Origin of the sequence: Enterobacter sp. CPE_E863 (genome assembly GCF_046521465.1) — a bacterium.
Classification (GTDB): Bacteria; Pseudomonadota; Gammaproteobacteria; order Enterobacterales; family Enterobacteriaceae; genus Enterobacter; species Enterobacter adelaidei.
Genome location: NZ_JBKFZX010000001.1, coordinates 390,360 through 416,462 on the forward strand (window position 1 = coordinate 390,360; position 26,103 = coordinate 416,462).

The 26,103-nt window shown below is 54.1% G+C and carries 26 protein-coding genes; 11 read left to right on the forward strand and 15 right to left on the reverse strand.

The genetic code is table 11. The features are described from left to right. Window positions 1–5: 5 nt before the first annotated feature. From ACLHV8_RS01865 to aspA, 5 genes are all read right to left on the reverse strand, one after another. Window positions 6–581 carry a transcriptional regulator gene (locus ACLHV8_RS01865; protein WP_028016412.1) on the reverse strand — a complete coding sequence of 192 codons (576 nt, stop codon included), beginning with the start codon at window positions 579–581 and terminating at the stop codon, window positions 6–8. Window positions 582–630: 49 nt separating this feature from the next. After that, window positions 631–2,322: a protein-disulfide reductase DsbD gene (locus ACLHV8_RS01870; protein ID WP_410376743.1), complete on the reverse strand. Its 1,692-nt coding sequence runs from the start codon at window positions 2,320–2,322 to the stop codon at window positions 631–633. Then, window positions 2,298–2,621: a divalent cation tolerance protein CutA gene (gene cutA, locus ACLHV8_RS01875; protein ID WP_028016414.1), complete on the reverse strand. Its 324-nt coding sequence runs from the start codon at window positions 2,619–2,621 to the stop codon at window positions 2,298–2,300. The genes ACLHV8_RS01870 and cutA overlap by 25 nt, the downstream gene beginning before the upstream one ends. Window positions 2,622–2,734: 113 nt before the next feature. Beyond that, window positions 2,735–4,036, reverse strand: a complete 1,302-nt coding sequence (locus ACLHV8_RS01880; RefSeq protein ID WP_028016415.1) for an anaerobic C4-dicarboxylate transporter — start codon at window positions 4,034–4,036, stop codon at window positions 2,735–2,737. A gap of 115 nt (window positions 4,037–4,151) precedes the next feature. Next, window positions 4,152–5,588, reverse strand: coding sequence for an aspartate ammonia-lyase (gene aspA, locus ACLHV8_RS01885; protein ID WP_003855923.1), 1,437 nt, complete (start codon window positions 5,586–5,588; stop codon window positions 4,152–4,154). Window positions 5,589–5,923: 335 nt separating this feature from the next. On the opposite strand from aspA, the gene ACLHV8_RS01890 reads away from it, so the two are divergent. Further along, window positions 5,924–6,388: an FxsA family protein gene (locus ACLHV8_RS01890; protein WP_025758222.1), complete on the forward strand. Its 465-nt coding sequence runs from the start codon at window positions 5,924–5,926 to the stop codon at window positions 6,386–6,388. 33 nt (window positions 6,389–6,421) lie between these two features. On the opposite strand, the gene yjeH is transcribed toward ACLHV8_RS01890, so the two are convergent. Continuing rightward, window positions 6,422–7,660, reverse strand: coding sequence for an L-methionine/branched-chain amino acid transporter (gene yjeH, locus ACLHV8_RS01895; RefSeq protein WP_208595126.1), 1,239 nt, complete (start codon window positions 7,658–7,660; stop codon window positions 6,422–6,424). A 179-nt stretch (window positions 7,661–7,839) separates the two neighbouring features. Between yjeH and ACLHV8_RS01900 the strand changes: the two genes are divergently transcribed. From ACLHV8_RS01900 to ACLHV8_RS01910, 3 genes are all read left to right on the forward strand, one after another. Next, a complete protein-coding gene (locus tag ACLHV8_RS01900; protein ID WP_003855929.1) occupies window positions 7,840–8,133 on the forward strand; it encodes a co-chaperone GroES in 294 nt (97 codons plus the stop codon). Window positions 8,134–8,164: 31 nt separating this feature from the next. After that, window positions 8,165–9,808 carry a chaperonin GroEL gene (groL, locus tag ACLHV8_RS01905; RefSeq protein WP_028016418.1) on the forward strand — a complete coding sequence of 548 codons (1,644 nt, stop codon included), beginning with the start codon at window positions 8,165–8,167 and terminating at the stop codon, window positions 9,806–9,808. A 134-nt stretch (window positions 9,809–9,942) separates the two neighbouring features. Further along, window positions 9,943–10,296, forward strand: a complete 354-nt coding sequence (locus ACLHV8_RS01910; protein ID WP_023310115.1) for a DUF4156 domain-containing protein — start codon at window positions 9,943–9,945, stop codon at window positions 10,294–10,296. Window positions 10,297–10,343: 47 nt separating this feature from the next. On the opposite strand, the gene epmB is transcribed toward ACLHV8_RS01910, so the two are convergent. Beyond that, entirely contained in the window at window positions 10,344–11,372 is a 1,029-nt protein-coding gene (gene epmB, locus ACLHV8_RS01915) for an EF-P beta-lysylation protein EpmB (RefSeq protein WP_028016419.1), read from the reverse strand. 40 nt (window positions 11,373–11,412) lie between these two features. Between epmB and efp the strand changes: the two genes are divergently transcribed. From efp to ecnB, 3 genes are all read left to right on the forward strand, one after another. Then, window positions 11,413–11,979, forward strand: coding sequence for an elongation factor P (efp, locus tag ACLHV8_RS01920; RefSeq protein WP_010427766.1), 567 nt, complete (start codon window positions 11,413–11,415; stop codon window positions 11,977–11,979). Window positions 11,980–12,037: 58 nt separating this feature from the next. Next, window positions 12,038–12,169, forward strand: coding sequence for an entericidin A/B family lipoprotein (locus ACLHV8_RS01925; RefSeq protein ID WP_024907352.1), 132 nt, complete (start codon window positions 12,038–12,040; stop codon window positions 12,167–12,169). 108 nt (window positions 12,170–12,277) lie between these two features. Further along, complete coding sequence (gene ecnB, locus ACLHV8_RS01930; protein WP_003025482.1) at window positions 12,278–12,424, forward strand: lipoprotein toxin entericidin B; 147 nt, start codon at window positions 12,278–12,280, stop codon at window positions 12,422–12,424. Between the two features lie 37 nt (window positions 12,425–12,461). Here ecnB and ACLHV8_RS01935 read toward each other — a convergent pair whose 3' ends face one another. Further along, window positions 12,462–13,061 carry a helix-turn-helix transcriptional regulator gene (locus tag ACLHV8_RS01935; RefSeq protein ID WP_028016420.1) on the reverse strand — a complete coding sequence of 200 codons (600 nt, stop codon included), beginning with the start codon at window positions 13,059–13,061 and terminating at the stop codon, window positions 12,462–12,464. A gap of 262 nt (window positions 13,062–13,323) precedes the next feature. Between ACLHV8_RS01935 and sugE the strand changes: the two genes are divergently transcribed. Continuing rightward, window positions 13,324–13,641, forward strand: coding sequence for a quaternary ammonium compound efflux SMR transporter SugE (gene sugE / locus ACLHV8_RS01940; protein WP_028016421.1), 318 nt, complete (start codon window positions 13,324–13,326; stop codon window positions 13,639–13,641). On the opposite strand, the gene ACLHV8_RS01945 is transcribed toward sugE, so the two are convergent. Together ACLHV8_RS01945 and blaACT are read right to left on the reverse strand one after the other, a co-directional pair. Then, window positions 13,638–14,168 carry a lipocalin family protein gene (locus tag ACLHV8_RS01945; protein ID WP_028016422.1) on the reverse strand — a complete coding sequence of 177 codons (531 nt, stop codon included), beginning with the start codon at window positions 14,166–14,168 and terminating at the stop codon, window positions 13,638–13,640. The genes sugE and ACLHV8_RS01945 overlap by 4 nt on opposite strands. 95 nt (window positions 14,169–14,263) lie before the next feature. Continuing rightward, a complete protein-coding gene (gene blaACT / locus ACLHV8_RS01950; RefSeq protein WP_208595127.1) occupies window positions 14,264–15,409 on the reverse strand; it encodes an ACT family cephalosporin-hydrolyzing class C beta-lactamase in 1,146 nt (381 codons plus the stop codon). A 132-nt stretch (window positions 15,410–15,541) separates the two neighbouring features. On the opposite strand from blaACT, the gene ampR reads away from it, so the two are divergent. After that, the gene (gene ampR, locus ACLHV8_RS01955) at window positions 15,542–16,417 is read left to right on the forward strand and encodes a LysR family transcriptional regulator AmpR (protein WP_208595128.1); all 876 of its coding nucleotides are present in this window, start codon (window positions 15,542–15,544) and stop codon (window positions 16,415–16,417) included. A gap of 30 nt (window positions 16,418–16,447) precedes the next feature. Here ampR and frdD read toward each other — a convergent pair whose 3' ends face one another. The 4 genes from frdD to frdA are packed head-to-tail and all read right to left on the reverse strand — an operon-like array spanning window position 16,448 to window position 19,741. Further along, complete coding sequence (gene frdD, locus ACLHV8_RS01960; protein ID WP_013095272.1) at window positions 16,448–16,807, reverse strand: fumarate reductase subunit FrdD; 360 nt, start codon at window positions 16,805–16,807, stop codon at window positions 16,448–16,450. 10 nt (window positions 16,808–16,817) lie between these two features. Continuing rightward, window positions 16,818–17,213 carry a fumarate reductase subunit FrdC gene (frdC, locus tag ACLHV8_RS01965; RefSeq protein WP_028016425.1) on the reverse strand — a complete coding sequence of 132 codons (396 nt, stop codon included), beginning with the start codon at window positions 17,211–17,213 and terminating at the stop codon, window positions 16,818–16,820. 10 nt (window positions 17,214–17,223) lie between these two features. Further along, a complete protein-coding gene (gene frdB / locus ACLHV8_RS01970; RefSeq protein WP_208595129.1) occupies window positions 17,224–17,958 on the reverse strand; it encodes a fumarate reductase iron-sulfur protein in 735 nt (244 codons plus the stop codon). After that, the gene (gene frdA, locus ACLHV8_RS01975) at window positions 17,951–19,741 is read right to left on the reverse strand and encodes a fumarate reductase (quinol) flavoprotein subunit (RefSeq protein WP_028016427.1); all 1,791 of its coding nucleotides are present in this window, start codon (window positions 19,739–19,741) and stop codon (window positions 17,951–17,953) included. The genes frdB and frdA overlap by 8 nt, the downstream gene beginning before the upstream one ends. Window positions 19,742–20,051: 310 nt before the next feature. On the opposite strand from frdA, the gene epmA reads away from it, so the two are divergent. Further along, window positions 20,052–21,029 carry an elongation factor P--(R)-beta-lysine ligase gene (epmA, locus tag ACLHV8_RS01980; protein ID WP_028016428.1) on the forward strand — a complete coding sequence of 326 codons (978 nt, stop codon included), beginning with the start codon at window positions 20,052–20,054 and terminating at the stop codon, window positions 21,027–21,029. Window positions 21,030–21,224: 195 nt separating this feature from the next. Continuing rightward, window positions 21,225–22,724, forward strand: a complete 1,500-nt coding sequence (yjeM, locus tag ACLHV8_RS01985) for a glutamate/gamma-aminobutyrate family transporter YjeM (RefSeq protein ID WP_134708438.1) — start codon at window positions 21,225–21,227, stop codon at window positions 22,722–22,724. A gap of 38 nt (window positions 22,725–22,762) precedes the next feature. Here yjeM and mscM read toward each other — a convergent pair whose 3' ends face one another. Beyond that, window positions 22,763–26,086, reverse strand: coding sequence for a miniconductance mechanosensitive channel MscM (gene mscM, locus ACLHV8_RS01990; protein WP_028016430.1), 3,324 nt, complete (start codon window positions 26,084–26,086; stop codon window positions 22,763–22,765). Window positions 26,087–26,103 lie beyond the last annotated feature (17 nt).

Here is a 26,103-nt window from a genome sequence, read left to right on the forward strand (position 1 = left end):
TTCGTTTACGTCAATGCTCCGCCCATACGGCATTGAGCAAAGCGCAGAATGTCTTCAGCCAGGCGATGTGCCGTATCGACATCAGCCTGGCTACGGTTTACCAGCATGCGGCTCAGACAACCCTCCAGCACGAGCTCCATCTGCTTAGCCACCATTGCCGGGTCATCCACTTCCAGTGTGGTCAGCAGTTCGTGGGTGAAGTCATGCGCCGCCCGTTTTTGCTGATCCGCCAACTGATGGATAGGATGGCCAGGGTCAGGATAGAACGTACAGGCTGCAATAAACAGGCAGCCCGGATAACGGTTGTTACTGACACATTCGGTCAGGGCGGTATAGCGCGCCAGCAGCTTTTGTTCCGCTGTCAGTTCTTCGTTCAGCATCAGTTGCCTGCGCCAGACATCAACCTGCTGGCTGAGATAGCGCAGAGCATCATAAAGCAGAGCCTCTTTATCCGGCCAGAAGCGCTTAAGCTCATCCAGAGGGTAATCGATACGGTCGGCTACCATCTCAAGCGTGGTGCTGGCGATCCCTTGAATCTCAAGTAATTGCAGGGCTTGTCCCAGTACGTCTTCACGTTGCACGGTTTTCTCCTCCGCTATTCCCAACGGTTTGTCCCGTCTAAAGTGTTGTTTACGGTTGGCGATCGCGCAAATGTGTGCTGAAAGCCGCCGCATCCATAAACCCGGTTACGCGCTGTTCCGGCTGCTCTTTCCCCTGTTCATTGAAGAACAAAATGGTTGGCAGACCGAGAACATTAAGTTGTTTCAGCAGGACCTTGTCCTGTGCACTGTTGGCTGTAACGTTCACCTGGAGGAGAACAGTCTCTTTCAGGGCACTTTGCACCTGTGGATCGCTAAAGGTGTATTTTTCGAACTCTTTACAGGCGACACACCAGTCAGCATAGAGATCGAGCATCACCGGTTTACCTTTTGCCTCTGCCAGGGCGCTGTTGAGTTCATCCACGTTTTTAATTTGGGTGAAGTTCAGATGCGCTTGTGTCTGACCCACCGGTGTGCCGAACGCCCAGTCCTGCAGAGGGCGTATGCTCACCAGCGCGGCAGCCAGCAGCAGGATTTGCACCAGGCGCATCCATGGCTGTTTCGCCCCCAGGCTGACGAGAAATGCCCAGGCAAAGAATGCTACGCCGAGCATCGCCCACAGGCGCAAGCCCCAGACGTCGCCAATGATACGCTCAAGGAGGAATACCGGCAGCGCGAGGATGACAAAGCCAAACGCGGTTTTCACCGTTTCCATCCACGGACCACTCTTAGGCAGCAGACGATTACCAAATACTGTTACCAGAATGAGCGGTAGACCCATCCCTAAAGCATAAAGGTACAACGTACCCCCGCCGAGCCACATATTGCCGCTCTGGGCGATGTAGAGCAGGATGGCGCTCAGTGGGGCCGTAGTACACGGGGAACAAATCAGACCGGCAATCGCCCCCATCGCAAACACGCCGCCTGCAGAGCCCCCCTGCTGACGGTTACTCATCAGCGTTAAGCGGGTTTGCAAAGCCGACGGTAACTGCAGGGTAAACAGGCCGAACATCGACAGTGCCAGCAGGATGAAGATCGCCGACAAGCCAATAAGAACGTAAGGATGCTGCAGTGCTGCCTGGAACTGTAACCCGGCAGCGGCGACCACAAGGCCGAGCGCCGTATAGGTAAGCGCCATACCCTGCACGTAAATAAAGGCCAGCAGCAGCGCGCGGGCGGTGGAAAGGCGTTGCTTACCGCCCAGCACGATGCCAGAGATGAGCGGATACATCGGTAGCACGCAGGGGGTAAAAGCAATGCCAATTCCAATCAGTAAGGCCCACAGTGCGGAGAACGGAAGGTCAGCGGGAGCTTCACGCTTCTCGCCCGAAGGAAGAGGGGTAACCGTGGTTGACGCTTTCACTTCACTGAGTGGAACCACCTTCGTTTCAGGGGGATAACAGAACCCGGCATCCGCACACCCCTGATAGGTCACCGTCAGCGTGGCGCCTTTATCGGCCTGATTCACCGTAACAGGCACGCTCAGGCGCTGGCGATAGATTTCACTTTTGCCGTAAAACTCATCCTCATGCCACTCGCCTGGGGGCATCTGTAAAGCGCCCACGTTTGCCTGAGCTGGCGTGATGCTTACCTGCTTGCGGTAGAGGTAATACCCCTCTTTGACCTGCCAGTTGAGATTCAGGTCGTGCTGATTTTGCTGAAAATCGAAAATGAACGCCTGGTCGGCAGGGATAAAATTCGAACGGCCGGGTGCGTCAAACAACCCGGCAAATACTGACGTGCTGCACAGCAGCAGGATCAGCGTAAGGAAGCGTTGAGCCATGAGAGATAGTCGTTATCGCCGTGGACTACTGGCAACACCAGCAGCTCTGGGGTTTGGTAAGGATGATGAGATTTGAGGCAGTCCAGGAGTGCCTGCTGGTTCGCCTGATTCGTTTTTAACAGCATCTGGACTTCGTACTCCTGCTCCAGTTTACCTTCCCAGCAGTAAAGGGAGGTGGCTCCGGGGAGGAGCGTCACGCAGGCAGCCAGTTTTTCGGCCAGCACTTTGGCGGCGAGATCCTGGGCAGAGGCTTCATCAGGGGCGGTGCACAATACGACAACAGCATCAGGCGTGTTCACAAGTCGACCTCCTCATCACGAAAGTCTTCACTATATCACGCGAGGCGATTGGTCATTAATGAATCGGGCCGCAGAGCGGCCCGATTTTAATTATTTTTACAACAACGTATGGTTTACAGCACGATGCCGCCGATGATAAATCCGAGGATCACGCACAACGTAATGGCGACCACACCCGGGATCAGGAACGCATGGTTAAACACGTATTTACCGATACGGGTTGAGCCGGTGTCGTCCATCTCCACTGCGGCCAGCAGAGTTGGATAGGTTGGAAGAACAAACAGAGCAGAAACCGCCGCAAACGAAGCGATTGCCGTCAGTGGCGTTACGCCCAGCATCAGTGCTGCAGGCATCAGTGCTTTGGTGGTCGCCGCCTGAGAGTAAAGCAGGGTAGCGGCGAAGAACAGGACTACCGCCAACAGCCATGGGTAGTTGTGCAGCAGGTCACCCGCAACGGTCTGAATGTCGCTGATGTGTGCTTTCACGAAGGTATCACCGAGCCATGCAACGCCCAGTACGCAGACACAGGCGCTCATACCGGATTTAAAGGTGCTGGCGTTCAGCACTTCGCTGGTGTCAATTTTGCAGGTGATGCTAATCAGCGTAGCGATGGTCAACATGAACACCACAATCGCTTCGTTACGCGGCAGCACCGGGTTCTGGATCAAGCCCACCGTGTCACTGATGGCGGTCGCGTAGAACATGACTGCGACGATACCGATCAGGAACAGCAATACGGAGCGTTTTGCATGCGGTTTCAGTTCGAAGACCTGGCTACCACGCAGTTTCACTTCACCCTTAGCCAGACGTTCCTGATACACCGGATCGTCTTTCAGTTCGGCGCCAAGGAAGTTACACAGTACGGCAGTAATCATCACCGCAATCAGCGTCACTGGAATACAGATCGCCAGCAGCGTCAGGTAACTCACGCCCATCGGTTCAAGAATACCGGCGAAGAAGACTACGGCAGCGGAAATTGGCGACGCGGTGATTGCAATCTGCGACGCAACTACCGCAATGGAGAGCGGACGAGAAGGACGAATACCTTGCTCTTTCGCCACTTCGGTAATCACCGGCAACGTGGAGAATGCGGTGTGTCCGGTTCCCGCGAGAATGGTCATAAACCAGGTCACCAGTGGGGCAAGGAAGGTGATGTATTTTGGATGGCGGCGCAGCATACGCTCCGCCAGACTCACCAGGTAGTCCATACCGCCTGCCACCTGCATCGCTGCGATAGCGGCAATAACTGCCATGATGATTTCGATAACGTCAAAAGGTATTGCACCGGGTTTGATCTGAAAGATAAGGGTAAGAACGAGCACCCCGAGACCGCCGGCAAAACCGATGCCGATACCCCCGAGTCTTGCTCCCAAATAAATCGCCAACAAGACGATGACGAGTTCTGCTCCAAACATAAGGACCTGCCTTGCTTATTAACAAGTTGATATTGAATTGTTGTATTTTGGTAACGCTTATAAAGAAAAAAGGCACGTCACAAGTGACGTGCCTTAAGAAGCCTAGCCTGAACGGTTACTGTTCGCTTTCATCGGTATATCGTTTCGCTTTATATGCCGGGTGCATCAGGTTTTGGGCCGAGAAAATATCGTCCAGCTCGGCTTCGGTCAACAGTCCGCGTTCCAGCACCACTTCACGTACGCTCTTACCGGTTTCGGCGCAAATCTTACCGACGATGTCACCGTTGTGGTGGCCGATGAACGGGTTGAGGTAGGTGACGATCCCGATGGAGTTGTAGACATAACCTTCACAGACTTCTTTATTCGCTGTGATGCCGTTAATGCATTTTTCCAGCAGGTTGTAGCAGGCGTTGGTCAGGATGTGGATGGATTCAAACATCGCCTGGCCAATCACTGGTTCCATCACGTTCAGCTGCAACTGACCCGCTTCAGAGGCCATGGTCACGGTCGTGTCGTTACCGATGACTTTGAAGCAGACCTGGTTCACCACTTCAGGCACAACCGGGTTCACTTTGGCTGGCATGATGGACGAACCCGCCTGCAGTTCTGGCAGGTTGATTTCGTTCAGACCCGCACGCGGACCAGAGGAGAGCAGGCGCAGGTCGTTACAGATTTTGGACAGTTTCACCGCCAGACGTTTCAGGGCGCTGTGTACCATCACGTAAGCGCCGCAGTCGGAGGTCGCTTCAATCAGGTCTTCTGCAGGGACAACCGGCAGGTTAGAGACTTCAGCCAGTTTCTGTACCGCCAGTTGCTGATAGCCATCTGGAGTGTTCAGACGTGTACCGATGGCAGTTGCGCCCAGGTTCACTTCAAGCAGCAACTCGGAGGTGCGCAGCAGGTTTTTCGTTTCTTCGTTGAGCAGCACGTTAAACGCGTGGAATTCCTGGCCGAGGGTCATTGGCACTGCGTCCTGTAATTGGGTACGACCCATTTTCAGGATATCCTGGAACTCAACCGCTTTACGCTGGAAGCCATCGCCCAGCTGGTTAATCGCGTCCACCAGTTTCACCACGGAGGCATACACCGCGATACGGAAACCGGTAGGGTAGGCGTCGTTGGTGGACTGGCATTTATTAACGTGGTCGTTCGGGTTCAGGTACTGGTATTCACCTTTCTGGTGACCCATCAGCTCCAGGCCAATGTTTGCCAGTACTTCGTTGGTATTCATGTTGACAGAAGTGCCCGCGCCGCCCTGATAGACGTCAACCGGGAACTGGTCCATGCATTTGCCGTTGTTCAGCACTTCATCGCAGGCCGCGATAATCGCATTTGCCGCGCTTTTAGGAATGGTTTGCAGCTCTTTGTTGGCCAGTGCTGCGGCTTTTTTCACCATCACCATGCCACGGACAAATTCAGGGATGTCGCTGATTTTGCTGTTGCTGATGTAGAAGTTTTCAATCGCTCTCAGAGTGTGGACACCGTAGTAGGCATCCGCTGGAACTTCCCTGGTACCCAACAAGTCTTCTTCGATACGAATGTTGTTTAACATGTGAACCTTCTTTTCAAGCTGCCGATGGATTGTACTAAACACACAGTATTAATGTGGTTTTGAATATTTTCTGACCGACGATTATTCCCTCAATCAGCCAGATGCTCGAGATCATATGCTGATGATAGCGAATTGCCGTAAGCTGGATCACTTATTATCGAGCCGATTCCATGATAATTATTAATCTGTGAAATGAGTCACCGCTTTAATATTTCCAAAAAAAATATCCGTGCAAACTGATTGAAATTTCGCTAACCGTCACCATCTCATACAAACGCGCGTCGCGAACACATTCAGACAGGGGCCCAACGGCACCTGCCACACAGGAGATGCCAGTGCGCTGGATACCGTTTATTGCTTTCTTTCTCTATGTTTACATTGAGATTTCCATTTTCATCCAGGTTGCCCATGTGCTGGGCGTCCTGCTGACGCTGATTCTGGTGATTTTCACCTCTGTCATCGGCATGTCGCTGGTGCGTAATCAGGGTTTCAAAAATTTCCTGATAATGCAGCAGAAGATGGCTGCTGGTGAAAGCCCGGCCGCGGAGATGATCAAAAGCGTGTCTCTGATTATTGCGGGTCTGCTGCTGATTCTGCCGGGGTTCTTCACCGACTTCCTCGGCCTTTTATTGCTTCTGCCACCGGTGCAAAAGCACCTGACCATGAAGCTGCTGCCGCATCTGCGCTTTAGCCGTATGCCGGGCGGTGGGTTCAGCACCGGCCCGGGTGATACGTTTGAAGGGGAGTATCAGCGTAAGGATGAACAGCACGACCGTTTAGACCATAAAGACGATCGGTGATTTTTTTGCCCGGTGGCGCTTCGCTTACCGGGCCTACGGATTCTGCCGTTTTGGTAAAAACAGCCACAGCCCTACCAGCATGACAATAGCGTACACGCTCTTCCATCCCACCATCGCCAGTAGTAACAGGCAAAGCACGCCTCCGATGACCGCCAGTACTTTGTAGCGACCTTTCAGCAGCCGACAACCCGACAGCATGCACAGCAGATAGATCATAATGAAAATGCCGTTGGCGTAGACGATCAGCGCATCCAGATTGATATTCAGGGCGTAAATACACAGCGTACTCAGCACGCAACAACCCAGCACGGCATTCAGAGCAGTTAATGGAAGCTGGCGTTTTGACAGACGCGCGAGCCGGCTTTCAGGCTTATACAACGCTTGCGACCACACCAGGCGGGCAAAACTCTGAATGTAGATATTGAGGCTGGCAAAACAGGCGAGATAACCAATCACGCAGGCCACCCAAAGGGCTTTCACCCCAAACAATTGCACCACAATGCCTGGTAGCGAGGCGGCAGCCGCTTTATCCGCCCCGAATGCGTTAAAGTGCAACACAAGCACGGTACACGCCCAATAGACCGTTCCCGCCAACAACAGACCAATCATCAGCGCGCGCGGGAAATCGCGTTCAGGTTGCGTAAACTCAGAAGCCAGATGAGCGAACGCTTCAAGTCCAACAAAGCACCAGAACATGACGGAGAGCGCAGCGAAAAGCTGCGAATGGTCGACATCCTTGAGTGCCGGGAAGGGAATTTCCGCTACGGTGAGATTTCCTGCCCACCAGATAGCGACAATCAGTGCGACGATAAGGATTGCGACCAGCGTTTGCAGATTGGCACTGGAACTGGCTCCGCGCGAACCGACCCACCAGACAATCGCCAGCGTACCCAGTTCGGCCAACAGCAGTTGCTCGTTATGCCAACCAAACAACGCCTGGCCAAAGCCGGTCGCAATATGAAGCGCCGCAGGCAGGCCAACCGGAATGACGGAGAGAAACAGCCAGCCGGTAACACGCTGCAACCGCGGGCCAAAGGCCAGCCCGACAAAATGCGCCACGCCGCCCGCGCTGGGAAAATGTCGCCCCAGGATGGCAAACACAATGGCTATTGGGAAAACCAGCGCAATCAGTACCGGCCACGCCCACAGGCTGTTATTTCCGGCAACCATCGCCGCCAGTGCGGGTACGGCAAACACGCCCGTCCCTAACAAGGAGGTTGAGAGCAGGCCAACGCCTTGCGCCAGCCCCAACTCCTGCTTGAGTCCACTCATTGACATCGCCCTGCCAGTACTAAAAGAGAGGCGATGGTAACACTTTCGCAAATTTTTTTTTCAACTCCCCCTTGAAGGGGTAAAAAGCTATCCCCATCTCTCAGGGCACTAGTCGGAAAACCGCATGCGGGCCGGCGTCATCCATAACTGATAATGACTTTCTCAAAGGAGAGCTATCAATGAGTATTCGTCCGTTACATGATCGTGTGATCGTCAAACGTAAAGAAGTTGAAACCAAGTCTGCTGGCGGTATCGTTCTGACCGGTTCTGCAGCAGCCAAATCAACGCGTGGCGAAATCATCGCTGTCGGTAAGGGCCGCATCCTGGAAAACGGAACTGTGCAGCCACTGGACGTTAAAGTTGGTGACATCGTAATTTTCAACGATGGCTACGGCGTGAAATCCGAGAAGATCGACAATGAAGAAGTGTTGATCATGTCCGAGAGCGACATTCTGGCAATTGTTGAAGCGTAATTTACGCACGAGAATTTGAGGAAATAAGAACATGGCAGCTAAAGACGTAAAATTCGGTAACGACGCTCGTGTAAAAATGCTCCGCGGCGTAAACGTACTGGCAGATGCAGTTAAAGTAACTCTGGGCCCGAAAGGCCGTAACGTAGTGCTGGATAAATCCTTCGGCGCGCCAACCATCACCAAAGATGGTGTTTCCGTTGCACGTGAAATCGAGCTGGAAGACAAGTTTGAAAACATGGGTGCGCAGATGGTGAAAGAAGTTGCCTCTAAAGCGAACGACGCTGCTGGCGACGGTACCACCACCGCGACCGTACTGGCGCAGGCTATCATCACCGAAGGTCTGAAAGCCGTTGCTGCGGGCATGAACCCAATGGATCTGAAACGTGGTATCGACAAAGCTGTCGCTGCTGCGGTTGAAGAACTGAAAACGCTGTCTGTACCATGCTCTGACTCTAAAGCGATTGCTCAGGTAGGTACCATCTCCGCTAACTCCGACGAAACCGTAGGTAAACTGATCGCGGAAGCGATGGACAAAGTCGGTAAAGAAGGCGTCATCACCGTTGAAGACGGTACCGGTCTGGAAGACGAACTGGACGTGGTTGAAGGTATGCAGTTCGACCGCGGTTACCTGTCCCCATACTTCATCAACAAGCCAGAGACTGGTGCTGTTGAACTGGAAAGCCCGTTCATCCTGCTGGCTGACAAGAAAATCTCCAACATCCGCGAAATGCTGCCAGTGCTGGAAGCCGTTGCGAAAGCAGGCAAACCGCTGGTTATCATCGCTGAAGACGTTGAAGGCGAAGCGCTGGCGACCCTGGTGGTTAACACCATGCGTGGTATCGTGAAAGTGGCTGCGGTGAAAGCACCTGGCTTCGGCGATCGCCGTAAAGCGATGCTTCAGGATATCGCTACTCTGACTGGCGGTACCGTTATCTCTGAAGAGATCGGTATGGAGCTGGAAAAAGCGACCCTGGAAGACCTCGGCCAGGCTAAACGTGTTGTGATCAACAAAGACACCACCACCATCATTGATGGCGTAGGTGAAGAAGCCGCTATTCAGGGCCGCGTTGGTCAGATCCGTAAGCAGATCGAAGAAGCCACCTCTGATTACGACCGTGAAAAACTGCAGGAGCGCGTAGCGAAACTGGCAGGCGGTGTTGCCGTAATCAAAGTGGGCGCAGCGACCGAAGTTGAAATGAAAGAGAAGAAAGCACGCGTTGACGATGCCCTGCACGCGACCCGTGCTGCGGTAGAAGAAGGCGTGGTTGCTGGTGGTGGTGTTGCGCTGGTGCGCGTTGCCGCTAAACTGGCTGGCCTGACTGCGCAGAACGAAGATCAGAACGTGGGTATCAAAGTTGCACTGCGTGCAATGGAAGCACCTCTGCGTCAGATCGTATCCAACGCCGGTGAAGAGCCATCTGTGGTTGCGAACAACGTGAAAGCGGGCGAAGGTAACTACGGTTACAACGCAGCGACTGAAGAATACGGCAACATGATCGACTTCGGTATCCTGGACCCAACTAAAGTGACCCGTTCTGCTCTGCAGTACGCGGCATCTGTTGCTGGCCTGATGATCACTACCGAGTGCATGGTGACCGACATGCCTAAAGGCGACGCACCTGACTTAGGTGCTGCTGGTATGGGCGGCATGGGCGGTATGGGCGGCATGATGTAATCGTGCGTTCTACGTCGTAGAATGTGAAAAACCCCCGGGCAGAAATGCTCGGGGGTTTTTCTTTTGGTCATCTTTTAGGTATAAGGTTTACACACGGACAACTACTGTCCAGCTTATTGAAAACGAGGAATAACATGCGCGTAAAAGTCTGTGCAGGGATCGTAGGAGCAGCATTGCTGCTGGCGGGTTGTAGCTCCAGCAATGAACTGTCGGCAGCGGGCCAGGGCGTTCGCTTTGTGGAAGATAAGCCTGGCAGTGAATGTCAGCTGTTAGGCACCGCAACCGGTGAGCAAAGCAACTGGATGTCAGGTCAGCATGGCGAGGAAGGTGGTTCTATGCGCGGTGCGGCGAATGCCCTGCGTAACCAGGCTGCGGCCATGGGTGGGAACGTGATTTACGGCGTAAGCAGCCCAACGCAGAGTATGCTGTCCAGCTTCGTGCCGACCGCCAGCCAGATGAATGGCCAGGTCTACAAGTGCCCGAACTGATTGCCTTTTTCCCTCTCCCGTTGGGAGAGGGTTAGGGTGAGGGGAAATTAGTGCTGCCGCAACTGTAAATCCAGCGGCGTCTTGCTTGGCTCACCGCCAATCTCACGTGCCAGTTTCGGCACCATATAGCCTGAAACCAGCGTTAACAGTTCGCGCATAATCTGCCGGGCTTCTTCATCCGTTACCATGAAATGTGCCGCACCCTGAACGCGATCCAGCACGTGCAGGTAATAGGGCATTACTCCGGCATCAAACAGGGCATTGCTCAGGTCAGCCAGCACGTGGGCGCTATCATTCACGCCACGCAGCAGCACGCTCTGGTTTAGCAGCGTCACGCCCGCTTTACGCAGACGCGCCATCGCCGCGCGAAAATCATCGCCAATTTCGTTCGCGTGGTTAATGTGGTTCACCAGCAGCACCTGCAGTCGAGACTGCTCCAGGCGCGACACCAGGCCGTCAGTGATACGCGCCGGAATGACAATCGGTAAACGGCTGTGAATGCGCAGACGCTTAATGTGCGGGATGGCTTCAAGCTGAGTCAGCAGCCAGTCCAGCTCGTGATCTTTCGCCATCAGCGGATCGCCACCGGAAAAAATAATCTCGTCCAGCTCCGGATGGGCGGCAATATAGTCCAGCGCGACCTGCCAGTTGCGTTTATTGCCCTGATTTTCCGCATACGGGAAGTGCCGACGGAAGCAATAACGACAATTTACCGCGCAGCCACCTTTTACCAGCAGCAGGGCTCGGTTGAGATACTTATGCAGTAAACCTGGCACCACACTGTTCTGCTCTTCCAGAGGATCGGTGCTATAACCCGGCGCGGTGACAAATTCATTCTGCGAAGTAAGTGTTTGTTTTAAAAGTGGATCGTCGGGGTTGCCTTTCTCCATCCGTGCCACAAACGCACGGGGAACGCGCAGGGCGAAAAGGCGCTTTGCCTCGCGTCCTGCAAGCAACTCTGGGTGCTGATCGAGGTCTAAAAGACGCAGCAATTCATCAGGACTGGTGATTACATCGGCAAGTTGCGATAACCAATCTTCTCTGGACGGGGTGTTTAGGGTTACAATATGCGCCATTTTGTGGCTTAGCTACCAGTTAACAAATTTAGAGGGCCTTATGGCAACGTACTATAGCAACGATTTTCGTGCTGGTCTTAAAATCATGATGGACGGCGAACCGTACGCGGTTGAAGCCAGCGAATTCGTTAAACCAGGTAAAGGCCAGGCATTCGCACGCGTTAAGCTGCGCCGTCTGCTGACCGGTACCCGTGTTGAGAAAACCTTCAAGTCTACTGACTCCGCTGAAGGCGCTGATGTTGTTGATATGAACCTGACCTATCTGTACAACGACGGTGAGTTCTATCATTTCATGAACAACTCTACTTTCGAACAGCTGTCTGCTGATGAGAAAGCGGTAGGTGACAGCGCGAAATGGCTGCTGGATCAGGCCGAGTGCATCGTGACCCTGTGGAATGGCCAGCCTATCGCTGTGACCCCACCTAACTTCGTTGAGCTGGAAATCGTTGAAACCGATCCAGGTCTGAAAGGCGACACCGCAGGTACCGGTGGTAAGCCAGCCAAACTGTCTACCGGCGCAGTGGTTAAAGTTCCACTGTTCGTTCAGACTGGCGAAGTGATCAAAGTGGATACCCGCTCCGGCGAATACGTATCCCGCGTGAAGTAATTTACGTGATGATTGAAGGCGCAGCGCCCGCTGCGCCTGATTTTTACAGGCAGGGATGATGAAACGTACCGTTAAAATTCTGCTTCTGTTAGCGCTTTCCAGCGCATTACTCTCCGGCTGTAACACCACGCGTGGAATGGGACAAGATATCCAGGATCTCGGTCATATCATTTCTCACGCCGCCAGCTAAGTTCGTCTAATTTTCCTAAAAATGCTTCCTTTTCCGTCAGCCGACGGGATCTTGTCTATTCTTAAGTTGCTATACACAAAACAACTTTGGCTATAAAAGGAAGATATTATGGTTAAGAAGACAATTGCAGCGATCTTTTCAGTCCTGGTACTTTCTTCGGTGTTAACGGCCTGTAATACCACGCGTGGCGTCGGTCAGGATATTTCTGAAGGTGGTAGCGCAATCTCTGGTGCGGCAACAAAAGCCCAGCAGTAATTAACAAACGGTACGGGACCTGATGGGTTTCGTACCGTCAGCTTTCTGATTCCTGCAAGGATAAAAACGGTGAAAAACGCGTATCCATATGCAGTTTCATGCGGATATTTCGTTTATAGGTATAGACCGTTTTCCCGTTGATACTCAGGTGAGCGGCAATTTTCTGATTGCTCGCACCGTCCATCCACAATGTCAGCACTTTCTCTTCCTGCCGGGTCAGCAAGGGGGCCGCCGTCGTCGGCCTGTCAGCGCTTGCGCGCGAGACTAATGCGTCGTTGATAACCGTTGCGACTTCTTCGAGGCTGGCGTTTTTCAACAATGACGACCAAACCGGGAACTGCCCGAGCCAGTCCGTCATGCTGTTGTCTTCTCCCGATTGCAGCAAGATAAAAGGCAATTTTTCACTGGCGTTAAGTAGGGTAGAGAGCTGTTGGAAATGGTGAATATCCTGCCTGAAGCCGTACAGGTCAGCGATAACCAGATTGGGTTTCCATTGCAGAATGTGCTCTCTGGCAAGAAATAGATTATTCAGCCCGGTCACAACGTAGTGCCCAGGGAACAAACCGGAGTGATTGAGCCATGCTTCAAACCCTGCGCGGGTGAAGTGACAACGGTCAATCAATAGAATTTTGAACATATTTTATTCGCAGTCGGCTAGTGGTTTGGCTTCCTGCCATCAGAAAGCACATCATCATAGAGAAGTCAGATGAGTGGTAAATGCCTGAACTCCGCGCCATACTGCGGCTATTTCTTGCCTTAACGTGTTCAGCAGAAAGGGATTGAAAAAAAATCGCACGCTAAGCAAAATAAAGGGCGTAATCTTTGCCTTACGGGACGACCCGTAAGCGTATCTTTCACCGGGGACGGCCCCAACTTACCTGTAAGTTAAGGAGCCTTAAATGTCCTGGATCGTTCTTTTAATTGCCGGCCTGCTCGAAGTGGTATGGGCGATTGGTCTCAAGTACACCCATGGATTTACCCGTCTGACGCCCAGCGTCATTACCGTTACCGCGATGATAGTCAGTATCGTCCTGTTGTCGTGGGCGATGCGTTCTTTGCCTGTGGGAACGGCTTATGCTGTCTGGACTGGCATTGGTGCCGTAGGCGCTGCCATCACGGGCATTCTGCTGCTGGGAGAGTCAGCGAGCCTGGCACGTATCGCCAGCCTCGCTCTGATCGTGGCCGGTATCATTGGGTTGAAACTCAGCACGCATTAATGGGGTTGTTCTACCCAGATGAGTTTTGACACATCAAACCCCTGCCGGGTCGCAACATCCAGCATCTGCTGTTTCATCTCAGACGAGATGGTTGGCGTGCGGGAGAGTATCCACAGGTAGTTGCGATCCGGCCCGCAAACCAGCGCATGGCGGTACTCTTTGTCGAGTGCTATTACGTTGTAGCCGCCATAGAAGGGGCCAAAGAAGGAGACTTTGAGCGCGGCCCTCCGTGGATCGCCAGTGAAGTATGCTTTTCCTGTCGACTGCTGCCACATCTCCCGGTCGGGATTATAGCCCCTGTTGATCACCTGAATACCGCCATCATCCATCGGACTGTAATTCGCAGTGACTTTCTCTAAGCCCCGTTCAAACCGATGGTCCAGGCGGGCGATTTCATACCATGTTCCGAGGAAGCGTTGTGCATCGAAAGGCGTGACAACGGTAACGCCAGAAGGTGGGGTAGGGGAACTACAGGCAACCACTAAAAACGCGGCTGTCACCGCGGCGATAACAGGCAGAATGCGCATAGGAGTTTCCTTACTGTTTTTTGTTAAGTGTAGATGACGGCAAGGAAAATGCGGGGTGTTTTGCCGGGTAAGCAGAGTCGCCACCCGGCAATGTTTTACTTCAGCGCGTCGAGGATATGATATGCCGCCTCAACTCGTGCCGGGTTCGGGTAGCTTTTATTCGCCAGCATCACAATGCCAAGCTGCTTTTCTGGAATAAACGCCACATAGCTGCCAAACCCGCCAGTAGAGCCCGTTTTATGCACCCAGGACGCTTTTACCGGAGTGGCCGTGGGATTCACTTCTACCGCAGGCAACGGTGCCAGGGCAACCTTATTATCGCTACCCTCGACCACGGTTTTGGCCTCTACCGGCCAGTTCAGCATCTCCCAGCCTAACCCTTGATACATGGCACCTACGCGCCAGTATCGGGATTGCGCAAGGGCGATACCTTGCTTCAGAGAGGTATCCTGCAGAGTATCGGGAGACATGTTCGCCATCACCCAGCTCGCCATATCTTTGACGTTGGTTTTCACACCATAGGCTTCGGCATCCAGCATGCCCGGAGAAACGTGGACGGCTTTACCGTCACGGTATCCCCAGGCGTAATGCTCTTGTTCAGATTCCGGAACGTTAATCCACGTATGGTCCAGCTTGAGCGGCTTAAAGACCCGCGTCGTTATGGCCTGCTCATAGTTCATGCCGGAAGGTTTGACCGCAAGGGCGCCAAAAAGACCAATACTGGCGTTCGCATAAAGACGCGTGGTTCCCGGCTTCCACTCTGGCTGCCAGTCCTGATAGAAGCGCAGCAGAGAGGCGTTATCGGTCACCTCATCCGGTACCTGTAATGGCAGACCACCCGCAGTATAGGTAGCCAGATCCAGCATGCGAATTCCCTGCCACTGCTTGCCTGTCAGCTCAGGCCAGTATTTTGTTACCGGATCGCTCAGCGAAATTTCACCGCGAGCAATGGCATCGCCACCCAGGACGCCGGTGAAGGTTTTACTTATAGAACCCAGCTCGAACAACGTTTGCGGGGTAACAGGTTTGTTCGCCGCGATATCGGCTTTGCCGAAGGTAAAGTAGTACGGCTGACCCTGATAAATTACGGCGACCGCCATCCCCGGGATGGTCTGCGCTTTCATCAGCGGGGTAACGGTACGTTCGACCACTGCAGCCAGCTGTTTTTCTGACATCGGTGCAGCAAAGACGGAGCAGGAGGTGCTGAGTAACAGGGCGCAGCAAAGGGATTTTTTCATCATCAGTTATCTTCCGTAATAGCAGGTCAAAGGAGTGTCCGGGCCCGTCAGACAGCTGTAGTCTGTGGGATTTGACTGTCGCTGACAAACGGTTAAATTTAGCATTAGCTGTTAATTTTTCTAACGGATGGGCCGATGACTCGCAGCTATCTCCCGCTTAATTCGCTTCGTGCTTTCGAAGCAGCCGCAAGGCATCTCAGTTTTACTCATGCCGCGATAGAGCTGAATGTTACCCATTCTGCTATCAGCCAGCATGTTAAGACGCTGGAACAGCATCTGAACTGCCAGCTTTTTGTTCGCGTTTCGCGCGGGTTGATGCTGACGACGGAAGGTGAGAATTTGCTGCCAGTGCTTAACGATTCGTTCGATCGTATCGCCGGAATGCTGGATCGCTTTGCCAGCCATCGTGCGCAGGAGAAACTCAAAATTGGTGTGGTAGGAACCTTCGCGACCGGTTTTTTATTCTCGCGGTTGTCTGATTTCCGCCGCTGCTCTCCGCATATCGATCTTCACCTTTCAACCCATAACAATCGCGTTGATCCGGCGGCTGAGGGGCTTGATTACACGATCCGCTATGGTGGCGGAGCATGGCACGGTACCGAAGCGCAGTTTCTTTGTCATGCGCCGCTGGCCCCGCTTTGCTCACCTGATATCGCCGCCGGTTTACATACTCCGGCCGACATTCTGAAATTTACCCTGCTGCGCTCCTACCGACGTGATGAGTGGTCGGCGTGGATGCAGGCGGCGGGGGAGAATCCCCCGTCACCCACGCATCGGGTGATGGTGTTTGATTCGTCTGTCACCATGCTGGAAGCTGCGCAGGCCGGTGTGGGAATTGCGATCGCTCCGGTCGATATGTTTACGCATTTGCTCAACAGCGAGCGTATTGTGCAGCCGTTTGCCACACAGATTGATCTGGGCAGTTACTGGTTAACAAGACTACAGTCGAGAGCCGAAACCCCGGCAATGCGTGAGTTTGCGCAGTGGCTGGTGGGCAAAATGCAGAAATAAAAAGGCCCGCCGGAGGGCGGGCCAGAAGGGTCAGATGGTGACCACGGCAATCAGCGTTACCACGGTCAGAATGGTTGCCAGGCCGTAGAACACCCATTTACCACTCGGAACATGGATTTTCAGGTCATGCATCGCATGGTGAATACGGTGCAGGCCACACCACAGCGGCAGGACGATCATCAGGAAGATAAATACGCGGCCGATAAAGCTGCCCGCAAACGCCAGTACGCGTTCGTAGCTCAGTGCATCGCCCGGGAACAGCCCCAGCGGCAGCATAATGCCGACCAGCAGGATGATCACCGGTGCGATGATGGCACTCCACATGCCGCCAGCGCCAAACAGCCCCCAGAAGACCGGCTCGTCAGAACGTTTTGGATTTGGATTGATCACAGTAGTCTCCTTACCAGAACAGTGCGACAAACAGAATGACCACAGTGACCAGAATCGTCACTGCCCAGAGCCCTTTAATCACCGGCTCTGGCCCCATTTTCTCGCCTTTTACGATAATGTTCGCCGCTTTTGGCGCCAGTTCAAACCAGGTCTTGGTATGAAGCAACGCAGCCGCGAGCACAATCAGGTTCAGGACAACAATGATCGGGTTTTGTAGAAAACCAACAAAGCTTGCCCAGGTTTCCGGACCATGCTTGAGGGCGAAAACACCGTACATCAGTTCAAGACTGAACCAGACCGCCGGCACCGCTGTGCCTTCACGCAGCATATAGAAGCGATAAAACGGCAGATTTTTCCACCAGGTGGACGGCACAGGCCGTACATAGGCTTTGCGTTTAGTCGTCATCATGCACTCCTTAGCGTGGTTTCAGGGTAGCGATAAGAAAGTCTTTCGAGCTTTCCACTTTACCCTGCTGAATGGCGGCGGCCGGATCGACATGCTTCGGACAGACTTCAGAGCAGTAGCCGACAAAAGTACAGCTCCAGACGCCGTTCTGGCTGTTAAGCTGCGCCATACGTTCTTTTTTACCGTGGTCGCGGCTGTCTTCGTTATAGCGATGCGCCAGGGTAATGGCCGCCGGGCCGATGAACTCTTTATTCAGACCGAACTGCGGGCAGGCGGCGTAGCACAGACCACAGTTGATGCAGCCGGAGAACTGATGGTATTTCGCCATCTGCGCCGGGGTCTGGGTGTTTGGCCCCTGATCCGGCGTGCGCGGGTTGCCGATGATGTACGGCTTAATCGCTTCCAGGCTTTCGATAAAGTGGGTCATATCGACCACCAGATCGCGCTCGATCGGGAAGTTGCCCAGCGCTTCAACCTTGATGCCTTTGGTGTAATCCCGCAGGAAGGTCTTACAGGCCAGCTTCGGCACCTTGTTGACCATCATGCCGCAGGAGCCGCAAATTGCCATGCGGCAGGACCAGCGGTAGCTCAGGTCAGGTGCGAGGTTATCTTTGATATAGCCAAGCGCATCCAGCAGAGAGGTTTGCTCGTCATAGGGGACTTCATAGAAAGCGCTATGTGGTGCGGTGTCCACTTCCGGATTGTAGCGCACCACTTCAACTTTCAGTTTTTGCATCTCAGCCATTCGCCTTCTCCTTCTTCTCGGCGGCTTCTGCTTCTGCGCCGTACACGCGTTTAGCTGGTGGCAGCGTGGTGATTTTCACGTCGCTGTAGTCCAGACGCGTAGTGCCATCTGCATCGCGCCAGGCGAGAGTGTGTTTCAGGAAATTGACGTCGTCACGTTCGGTACAGCCTTCATCAAGACGCTGATGCGCCCCGCGTGACTCTTTGCGCGCCAGCGCAGAGTGCGCCATACATTCTGCCACGTTCAGGCCGTGACCCAGCTCGATGGTATAGAGCAGGTCGGTGTTGAAGACGCTGGAGGTATCAGTAATGCGCACACGTTTGAAACGCTCCTGCAATTCCGCCAGCTTATCGACAGTTTTTTGCATCAGCTCAGGGGTACGGTAGATACCACAGCCTTCTTCCATCGACAGGCCCATTTCATCGCGGATCTTAGACCAGTTCTCGTTACCTTCCTGGTTCACCAGGTCTTTCAGGCGTTTTTCAACGTCAGTAACCTGAGCATCGAGCGCGGCACCGTTAGCTTCACCCGCTGTAGCCGCGCGTTCCATTGCGCGCTCGCCCGCCATGCGGCCAAAGACGACCAGTTCTGCCAGCGAGTTAGACCCCAGACGGTTGGCGCCGTGCAGGCCCACAGAGGAGCATTCACCCACGGCGAACAGACCTTTGATACGGGTTTCGCACTGTTGGTCGGTTTCGATCCCGCCCATGGTGTAGTGCGCGGTTGGACGTACCGGAATCGGTTCTTTCACCGGATCAACACCGACATATGCTTTTGCCAGTTCGCAGATGAACGGCAGGCGTTCCAGCAGCTTCTTCTCACCCAGGTGACGCAGGTCGAGATAGACCACATCGCCGCGTGGCGTGGAGATGGTGTTGCCTTTGCGCCACTCGTGCCAGAAGGCCTGGGAGACTTTGTCGCGCGGACCGAGTTCCATGTATTTGTTTTTCGGCTCGCCAAGCGGGGTTTCCGGGCCCATGCCGTAATCCTGCAGATAGCGGTAGCCATTTTTGTTGACCAGAATACCGCCTTCACCACGGCAGCCTTCTGTCATCAGAATGCCGGAGCCTGGCAGACCGGTCGGGTGATACTGTACGAACTCCATATCGCGCAGCGGTACGCCGTGGCTGAGCGCCATGCCCATACCGTCACCGGTGACGATGCCGCCGTTAGTATTGTAGCGATACACGCGGCCCGCACCGCCCGTTGCCATCACCACCGCATTAGCGCGGATCTGGACGAGCGTGCCTTCCATCATGTTCATCGCCACCAGGCCACGAGCCTGTCCGTCATCAACCAGAATGTCGAGGACGAAATGTTCATCAAAGCGCTGAATTTGTGGGAACTGAAGAGAGGTCTGGAACAGAGTATGCAGCATGTGGAAGCCGGTCTTATCGGCGGCGAACCAGGTACGTTCGATTTTCATCCCACCGAAGCGGCGAACGTTGACGCTGCCGTCCGGACGGCGGCTCCACGGACATCCCCACTGTTCAAGCTGGGTCATCTCCGTAGGACAATGGTGCACAAAGTAGTCGACCACATCCTGTTCGCAAAGCCAGTCGCCCCCTGCAACCGTGTCGTGGAAATGGTATTCAAAGCTGTCATGATCCTGCGCGACGGCGGCGGACCCTCCTTCAGCTGCAACCGTGTGGCTGCGCATTGGATAGACTTTTGAAATCAATGCGATTTTAGCGTTGGGATTAGCTTGTGCTGCAGCAATCGCAGCACGTAATCCAGCACCGCCAGCGCCAATTACGGCAAGATCGGCTTGAAAAGTTTGCACGACATTCCTCCAGATTTTTGTTATTTCGCAACGCGACAAACTAAAGGTAGTTCACCTGCCCAAAGGGACAATTGCGAAAGCGTTTCCACTGCTCCTTTATGGGTAAAACAGTATAACCGTGTAGATGTCAGGGAAATTTGACGTGTTCGATTTTTTTGCTGTTCTGTACGGTGATTTATCATCGTGATTGATGAATTGCGTCACGTAATTACGCACCTAAATGAAATGCGCGTTTTTACTGCGCAAAATTTGTCTCTGTCCCCGCTAACGAGTAGACTTCGTGCCCTTGTCTGAAATCGGAGAATTACCCATGAGCGAAACGGCCACCTGGCAGCCGAGCGCATCCATCCCAAATCTGTTAAAACGCGCTGCAATTATGACGGCGATCCGCCGTTTCTTTGCCGACCGCGGAGTCCTGGAGGTGGAAACGCCGTGCATGAGTCAGGCAACGGTAACCGATATTCATCTGGTCCCGTTTGAAACCCGTTTTGTTGGCCCGGGGCACTCTCAGGGCATGAATTTGTATCTGATGACCAGCCCGGAATACCACATGAAACGCCTGCTGGCGGCAGGATGCGGTCCGGTGTATCAGCTGTGCAGAAGCTTCCGTAATGAAGAGATGGGGCGTCACCACAATCCGGAATTCACCATGCTGGAGTGGTATCGTCCGCACTATGATATGTACCGTCTGATGAATGAGGTGGATGACCTGCTGCAGCAGGTGCTGGATTGCTCAGAAGCGGAAACTCTCTCCTATCAGCAGGCTTTCCAGCGCTATCTGGAAATCGATCCATTGTCAGCAGACAAGACTCAATTGCGCGAAGTGGCGGCAAAACTGGATCTCAGCAATGTGGCAGATACTGAAGAAGATCGCGATACGCTTCTGCAGTTGCTGTTCACGTTTGGCGTTGAACCGCAGATTGGCAAAGACCGCCCGACGTTTGTCTATCACTTCCCGGCAAGCCAGGCGTCTCTGGCGCAGATCAGCACGGAAGATCATCGTGTGGCAGAGCGTTTTGAGGTCTATTACAAAGGCATCGAGCTGGCGAACGGTTTCCACGAATTGACGGACGCGCGTGAACAGCAGCAGCGCTTCGAGCAGGATAACCGTAAGCGTGCCGCACGCGGTCTGCCGCAGCAGCCTATTGATGTTAATCTGCTTGAGGCATTAAAAGCAGGTTTGCCGGATTGCTCCGGCGTGGCGCTGGGTGTTGACCGCCTGGTGATGCTGGCGCTGGGTGCAGAACAGTTGGGCGATGTGATTGCGTTTACGGTCGATCGTGCCTGAAAAAATGCCGGGTGGCGCTGCGCTTGCCCGGCCTACTCCCCCGGTGGCAATTTTCCTTTCCATTTCGCATAACAATATTAAAAACTGCCACATTCTCTATACACGGGTCTTTTTCTTAATTTGCTCCCTATAGGCACAATTTTTGTCTGGTCTTCTGCTACCATCCGCGCAGATTAATTTCCTTTGGATGGTTCTATGTCCCACTCACTCAAAAAGATGACCCTCACCGGGCTCATCCTGATGATTTTTACCTCCGTCTTTGGCTTCGCTAATAGTCCGTCGGCCTTTTACCTGATGGGTTACAGTGCGACGCCGTTCTATATCGTTTCAGCCCTGTTCTTCTTCATCCCATTCGCGCTGATGATGGCGGAAATGGGGTCGGCATACCGGAAAGAAGAGGGAGGGATCTACTCGTGGATGAATAACAGTATCGGCCCGCGCTACGCGTTTATTGGCACGTTTATGTGGTTCTCCTCTTACGTTGTCTGGATGGTCAGTACAGCGGCCAAAGTTTGGGTACCGTTCTCGACGTTTGTTTTCGGTAGCGATAAAACCCAGGTCTGGTCTCTGGCGGGCCTCAGTTCTACACAGGTGGTCGGGATTCTGGCTGTTTGCTGGATGGTGGTTGTGACGCTGGTCGCGTCTAAAGGCATCAATAAGATTGCCCGGATTACCGCCGTGGGCGGGATCGCAGTGATGTGTTTGAATCTGGTGCTGCTCCTGGTCAGTATCGCTATTCTGTGCCTGAACGGCGGTCACTTTGCGCAGGAGGTGAACTTTGTTGCTTCGCCTAACCCAAGTTATCAGTCCGGCCTTGCGATGCTCTCTTTTGTGGTATTCGCCATTTTCGCCTACGGTGGTATCGAGGCGGTAGGTGGTCTGGTCGACAAAACGGAGAACCCGGAAAAGAACTTCGCGAAAGGGATTATATTTGCCGCCATCGTCATTTCCATTGGCTATTCGCTGGCAATCTTCCTCTGGGGGGTCAGTACCAACTGGCAGCAGGTGTTGAGCAACAACACCACTAACCTTGGCAACATTACTTATGTGTTGATGAAAAGCCTGGGAATGACGCTGGGACAGGCGATGAACCTGACGCCGGAAGCGGCGGTGACAATGGGCATCTGGTTTGCGCGCATTACCGGCCTGTCAATGTTCCTCGCCTATACCGGCGCGTTCTTTACGCTTATCTACTCGCCGTTGAAAGCGATAATCCAGGGCACGCCAAAAGCGCTGTGGCCAGCGCGTATGACGCAACTGAATACGGCGGGAATGCCTGCCAACGCGATGTGGATGCAATGTCTGTTGGTGTGCGTATTCATTCTGCTGGTATCGTTTGGCGGTGATACCGCGTCAGCGTTTTATAACAAGCTGACCCTGATGGCGAACGTGTCAATGACGCTGCCGTATCTGTTCCTGACGCTGGCGTTCCCGTTCTTCAAAGCGAAGCAGGGTCTTGAACGTCCGTTTGTGATTTTTAAAACCCGCACGTCAACGCTACTGGCGACGACTGTGGTCGTGCTGGTGGTGGCGTTCGCGAATATCTTCACTGTCATTCAGCCGGTGATTGAAGCGAATGACTGGAACAGCGCGATGTGGATGGTTGGCGGCCCGATCTTCTTCTCGCTGCTGGCGATGGGGATTTATGAGAATTACCGCCGACGCTCAGTGGCGTACGTCACGGAAGCGGTGTAGCGGTTAAAACGCCCCTCCCGAAAGAGAGGGGCGAAGATTTACAGGCTTCCCGCCGGGCGCTTACGTGCCGCCGACGTCAATGTTCTTCCCGTTTTACGTCCGTCCAGACTTTCCAGACGCATCTGGAACGGTGGGAATGGCATATCAATACCATGCTCGCGGAAGCCAGCCAGAATCAGCTGGTGGATCTCGTGGCGCAGCGGCATACGGTGTCCCATTTCTGCAGCGTAAATACGCAGCTCGAAAATCTGAATCCCCTGCTGCAAATCGACCAGGAACACTTCCGGTGCCGGGTTATCGAGCACCAGCGTGCAGCGCTCGGCTGCGGTGTAGAGAATTTGTGTCACCTCTTCACTGTTGGCATCCGACGGTGCCGGTAGTGTCAGCACAACACGCGTGACCGAGTCTGACAGCGACCAGTTGATGAACTGTTCGGTGATGAATGCCTTGTTCGGCACGATGATCTCTTTACGGTCCCAGTCGCTGATCGTTGTGGCGCGGGTATTGATCTTCGTTACGCTACCGGTCAGATCGCGGATCGTCACCGTATCGCCTATACGTATCGGTTTTTCAAACAGGATGATCAGGCCGGAAACAAAGTTAGCGAAAATTTCCTGCATGCCAAAGCCAAGTCCAAATGTCAGCGCAGCGACCAGCCACTGTAATTTAGACCACTCAATGCCAATCATTGAGAAACCCACCATCCCGCCAAAGAGCAGGATCAGGTATTTAGTGATGGTGGTAATGGCGTAGCCCGTGCCGGGGGTTAAATCCAGGTGTTGCAGCAGAGCCAGCTCCAGCAGCGCCGGGAAGTTACGTACCAGTTGGGTAGTAATGATCAACACCAGAATGGCAATCAGTACTGAACCTAAGGTTATAGGCTCCAGACTTTCCACACCCTGAACTGTAGATGTCACGTCCCAGAGAGAGATGTTCTCCAGGAAGCCAAACGCGGAGTGAATTTCCGACCACAGCACGATCACCGACAGGAGAGCAATCAACATCAGGATGGAGCGCACCAGGCGCAGGGACTGGGTACTGATGGCATCCAGATCCAGTTCGACATCGTCCGCCTCCGTCGTCCCTTCCGTGCTGTTGACGTGGTTTGGCTCATCCTCACCCCGCGCACGCTGAGCGAGGATTTCTGCCCGGCGATGCTTGGCACGGTCGAAGGCCAGACGGCGGCGCTGAATCAACATCCAGCGACGGATGACGTGATACACCACCAGAAGCAGGAACCAGATCGCCACCGAGGTTTCCAGCCGCGCCAGCAGCGCCTTCGAGGTCGCCAGGTAACCCACCGCCGCTGCCAGCATCGCAATCAGCGGAGCGCTCAGCAGCAGGTTCCAGAGCAGGCGGTTGAACATGTTGTCGCCGCTACCGGATTTATCAAGATAGAGCGGTATACCGGCGCGTTTCAGGCTGAGCGTGACGATGGCCAGCGCCCCGCATATCAGCATAAAGCAGAGGCGACCCAGTGAGCCTGAGAACTCCCGGTCGTTAAGATTATCGAACATAATCAGCGCCATAATGAGTGGCACAATCAGTCCGATGCTCATCAGATAGTAACGCATGGCGCGTGCAACACGATTACGCGGCCAGCCAAAGTGGGCGATGAACAGGCCATTTGGCCGCGCGAATGTGGCACAAATCATCACGACCCACAGCAGTGGAACCGTCGCGGTGACGCCATCGCCTATCGCCACGGCGAGCGGATAGGGCCAGGCTTCCCGCAGGCCGTACCCCAGCGTCATCCACAATACCGGTAAAGGAGAGGCCACGAGAATCGACCAGAACACCGTGCGGAGCGTCAGCCAGAAGTGATCCTGGGTGACTTTCCCCACGCGCGAACTGGAACGCTCCAGAAAACGGGTGAAATGTCTGCGCGAGTAAATGCTAAAGCCCACCAGAATCAATGCGCCCAGCAGTGGGAAAATGGTCTCTTTGCTGGTGAGCATCATCACGCTGGCCTGTCCCAGCTGGCTGAAGGTGTCCAGTGAAATCAGGCGGCGCAGATCCTGAACAATCTCAATTGGCCACGAGAAGGTCATTGGACGCACGTCGGAGGTCCAGAAGAGGTAACGGTGCGTTGCCTCGTTTACCTCTTTCAGCGCATCTTCCAGCTGACTGTTTGACACCTTCAGCTTGGTAAGCTCGAGGATCAGCGTATCACCGCCCTGGAGCAGTGAGTTCAGGAGTTCACGCTGGGTGCGCAACTGGGCTTCAAGGATCCGGTTTTGCTCACTGCTCAGAGGTTGCCCGTCAGCCTGACGGATCTGGCGAATTTGCGGTTGTTTGTTGAGAAGATCTTCAAAGTGCAGTCGCTGAACGCGTAGCTGAGCCATCTCGGTATCCAACTGCTGCGGCTTCGGCATTTCCGGCAGGCGTGCAACCTGAGCTCGTAACGCCTCGCCCAGCAGGTTTGATGACCCAAGCCACTGCGACTGTTCGCGCAGAGTGTTGAGCGCCTGGCGGACCTGCAGGGTTTGGTTCGTCGCCTGCCGCTGTTGTGAAGCGACCAGGTCCATACGCTGTGCCTGCTGGTTCAGTGCCGCTGAAAGCTCACGGTTGATCTTGAACTGATCGACGATGCCGACGGGCAGGTTAGCGCTGTTTTCCGCCAGTAGCTCGGTACTTTCCAGCGCGCGTTCGGCCTCGCGCTGGCGCTGGCTATTAAGCTGGTTACGTAGCGCCTGGAGATAAGCATCAAGCTGTTCGCTCTGTTTTTGCGCCAGTTCTGAACGCATCCGCGATAGCTCCTGGCGGTTATTGGCGGAGAGCTGCGCCAGCTCCAGTTCATCGACCAGCGCTTTCAGGCGGGCAGACTCTGCCTGCAGCCCAAGGTTTTGTGCCTGGTTTTGCGGCGTGTTGCCGGTTTGTGTGCCGACACGGCGTTCAACCTCGTTGAGCTGACGGCGGGCATCGGTTTGCTGTTGCGGAAGCTGGCTGAGGGAGTCGGCAATTTCACGCGCTCGCTCCTGCTCCTGCTGAGCAAGGCGGCTCTTTTCCAGAAGCTGGCTGCTGACCTGCAGGATCTCCTGGTTCAGGGCGTCCGAGGTCATGCCTGCGGGCACGTCGCGCGGTTCGTCACGCAAATTATTGAGCTGCGCGCGCAGCGTCTGCGAGAGTTTGGGGAAGTTGTCGATAACCTGCTGATACTGCTGAGCGCGCTCAAGGGAGCCTTTCCGCTCCTCAAGCGCGTTCAGGGCAGACTGGAGCGACTCGACGGTCTCTGGCTGAGCGGGTTTGGCCGCTTTTGCCTGCTCCAGTTCCTGCGTTATCTGTTTGGCGTCGGGGGCTGTCGCTGCGTACGCCCCCATGCTGAGGCACCAGGCCATCAGTAGAACGATAATCGGGCGCACGTCAGCGATCCTTCTGT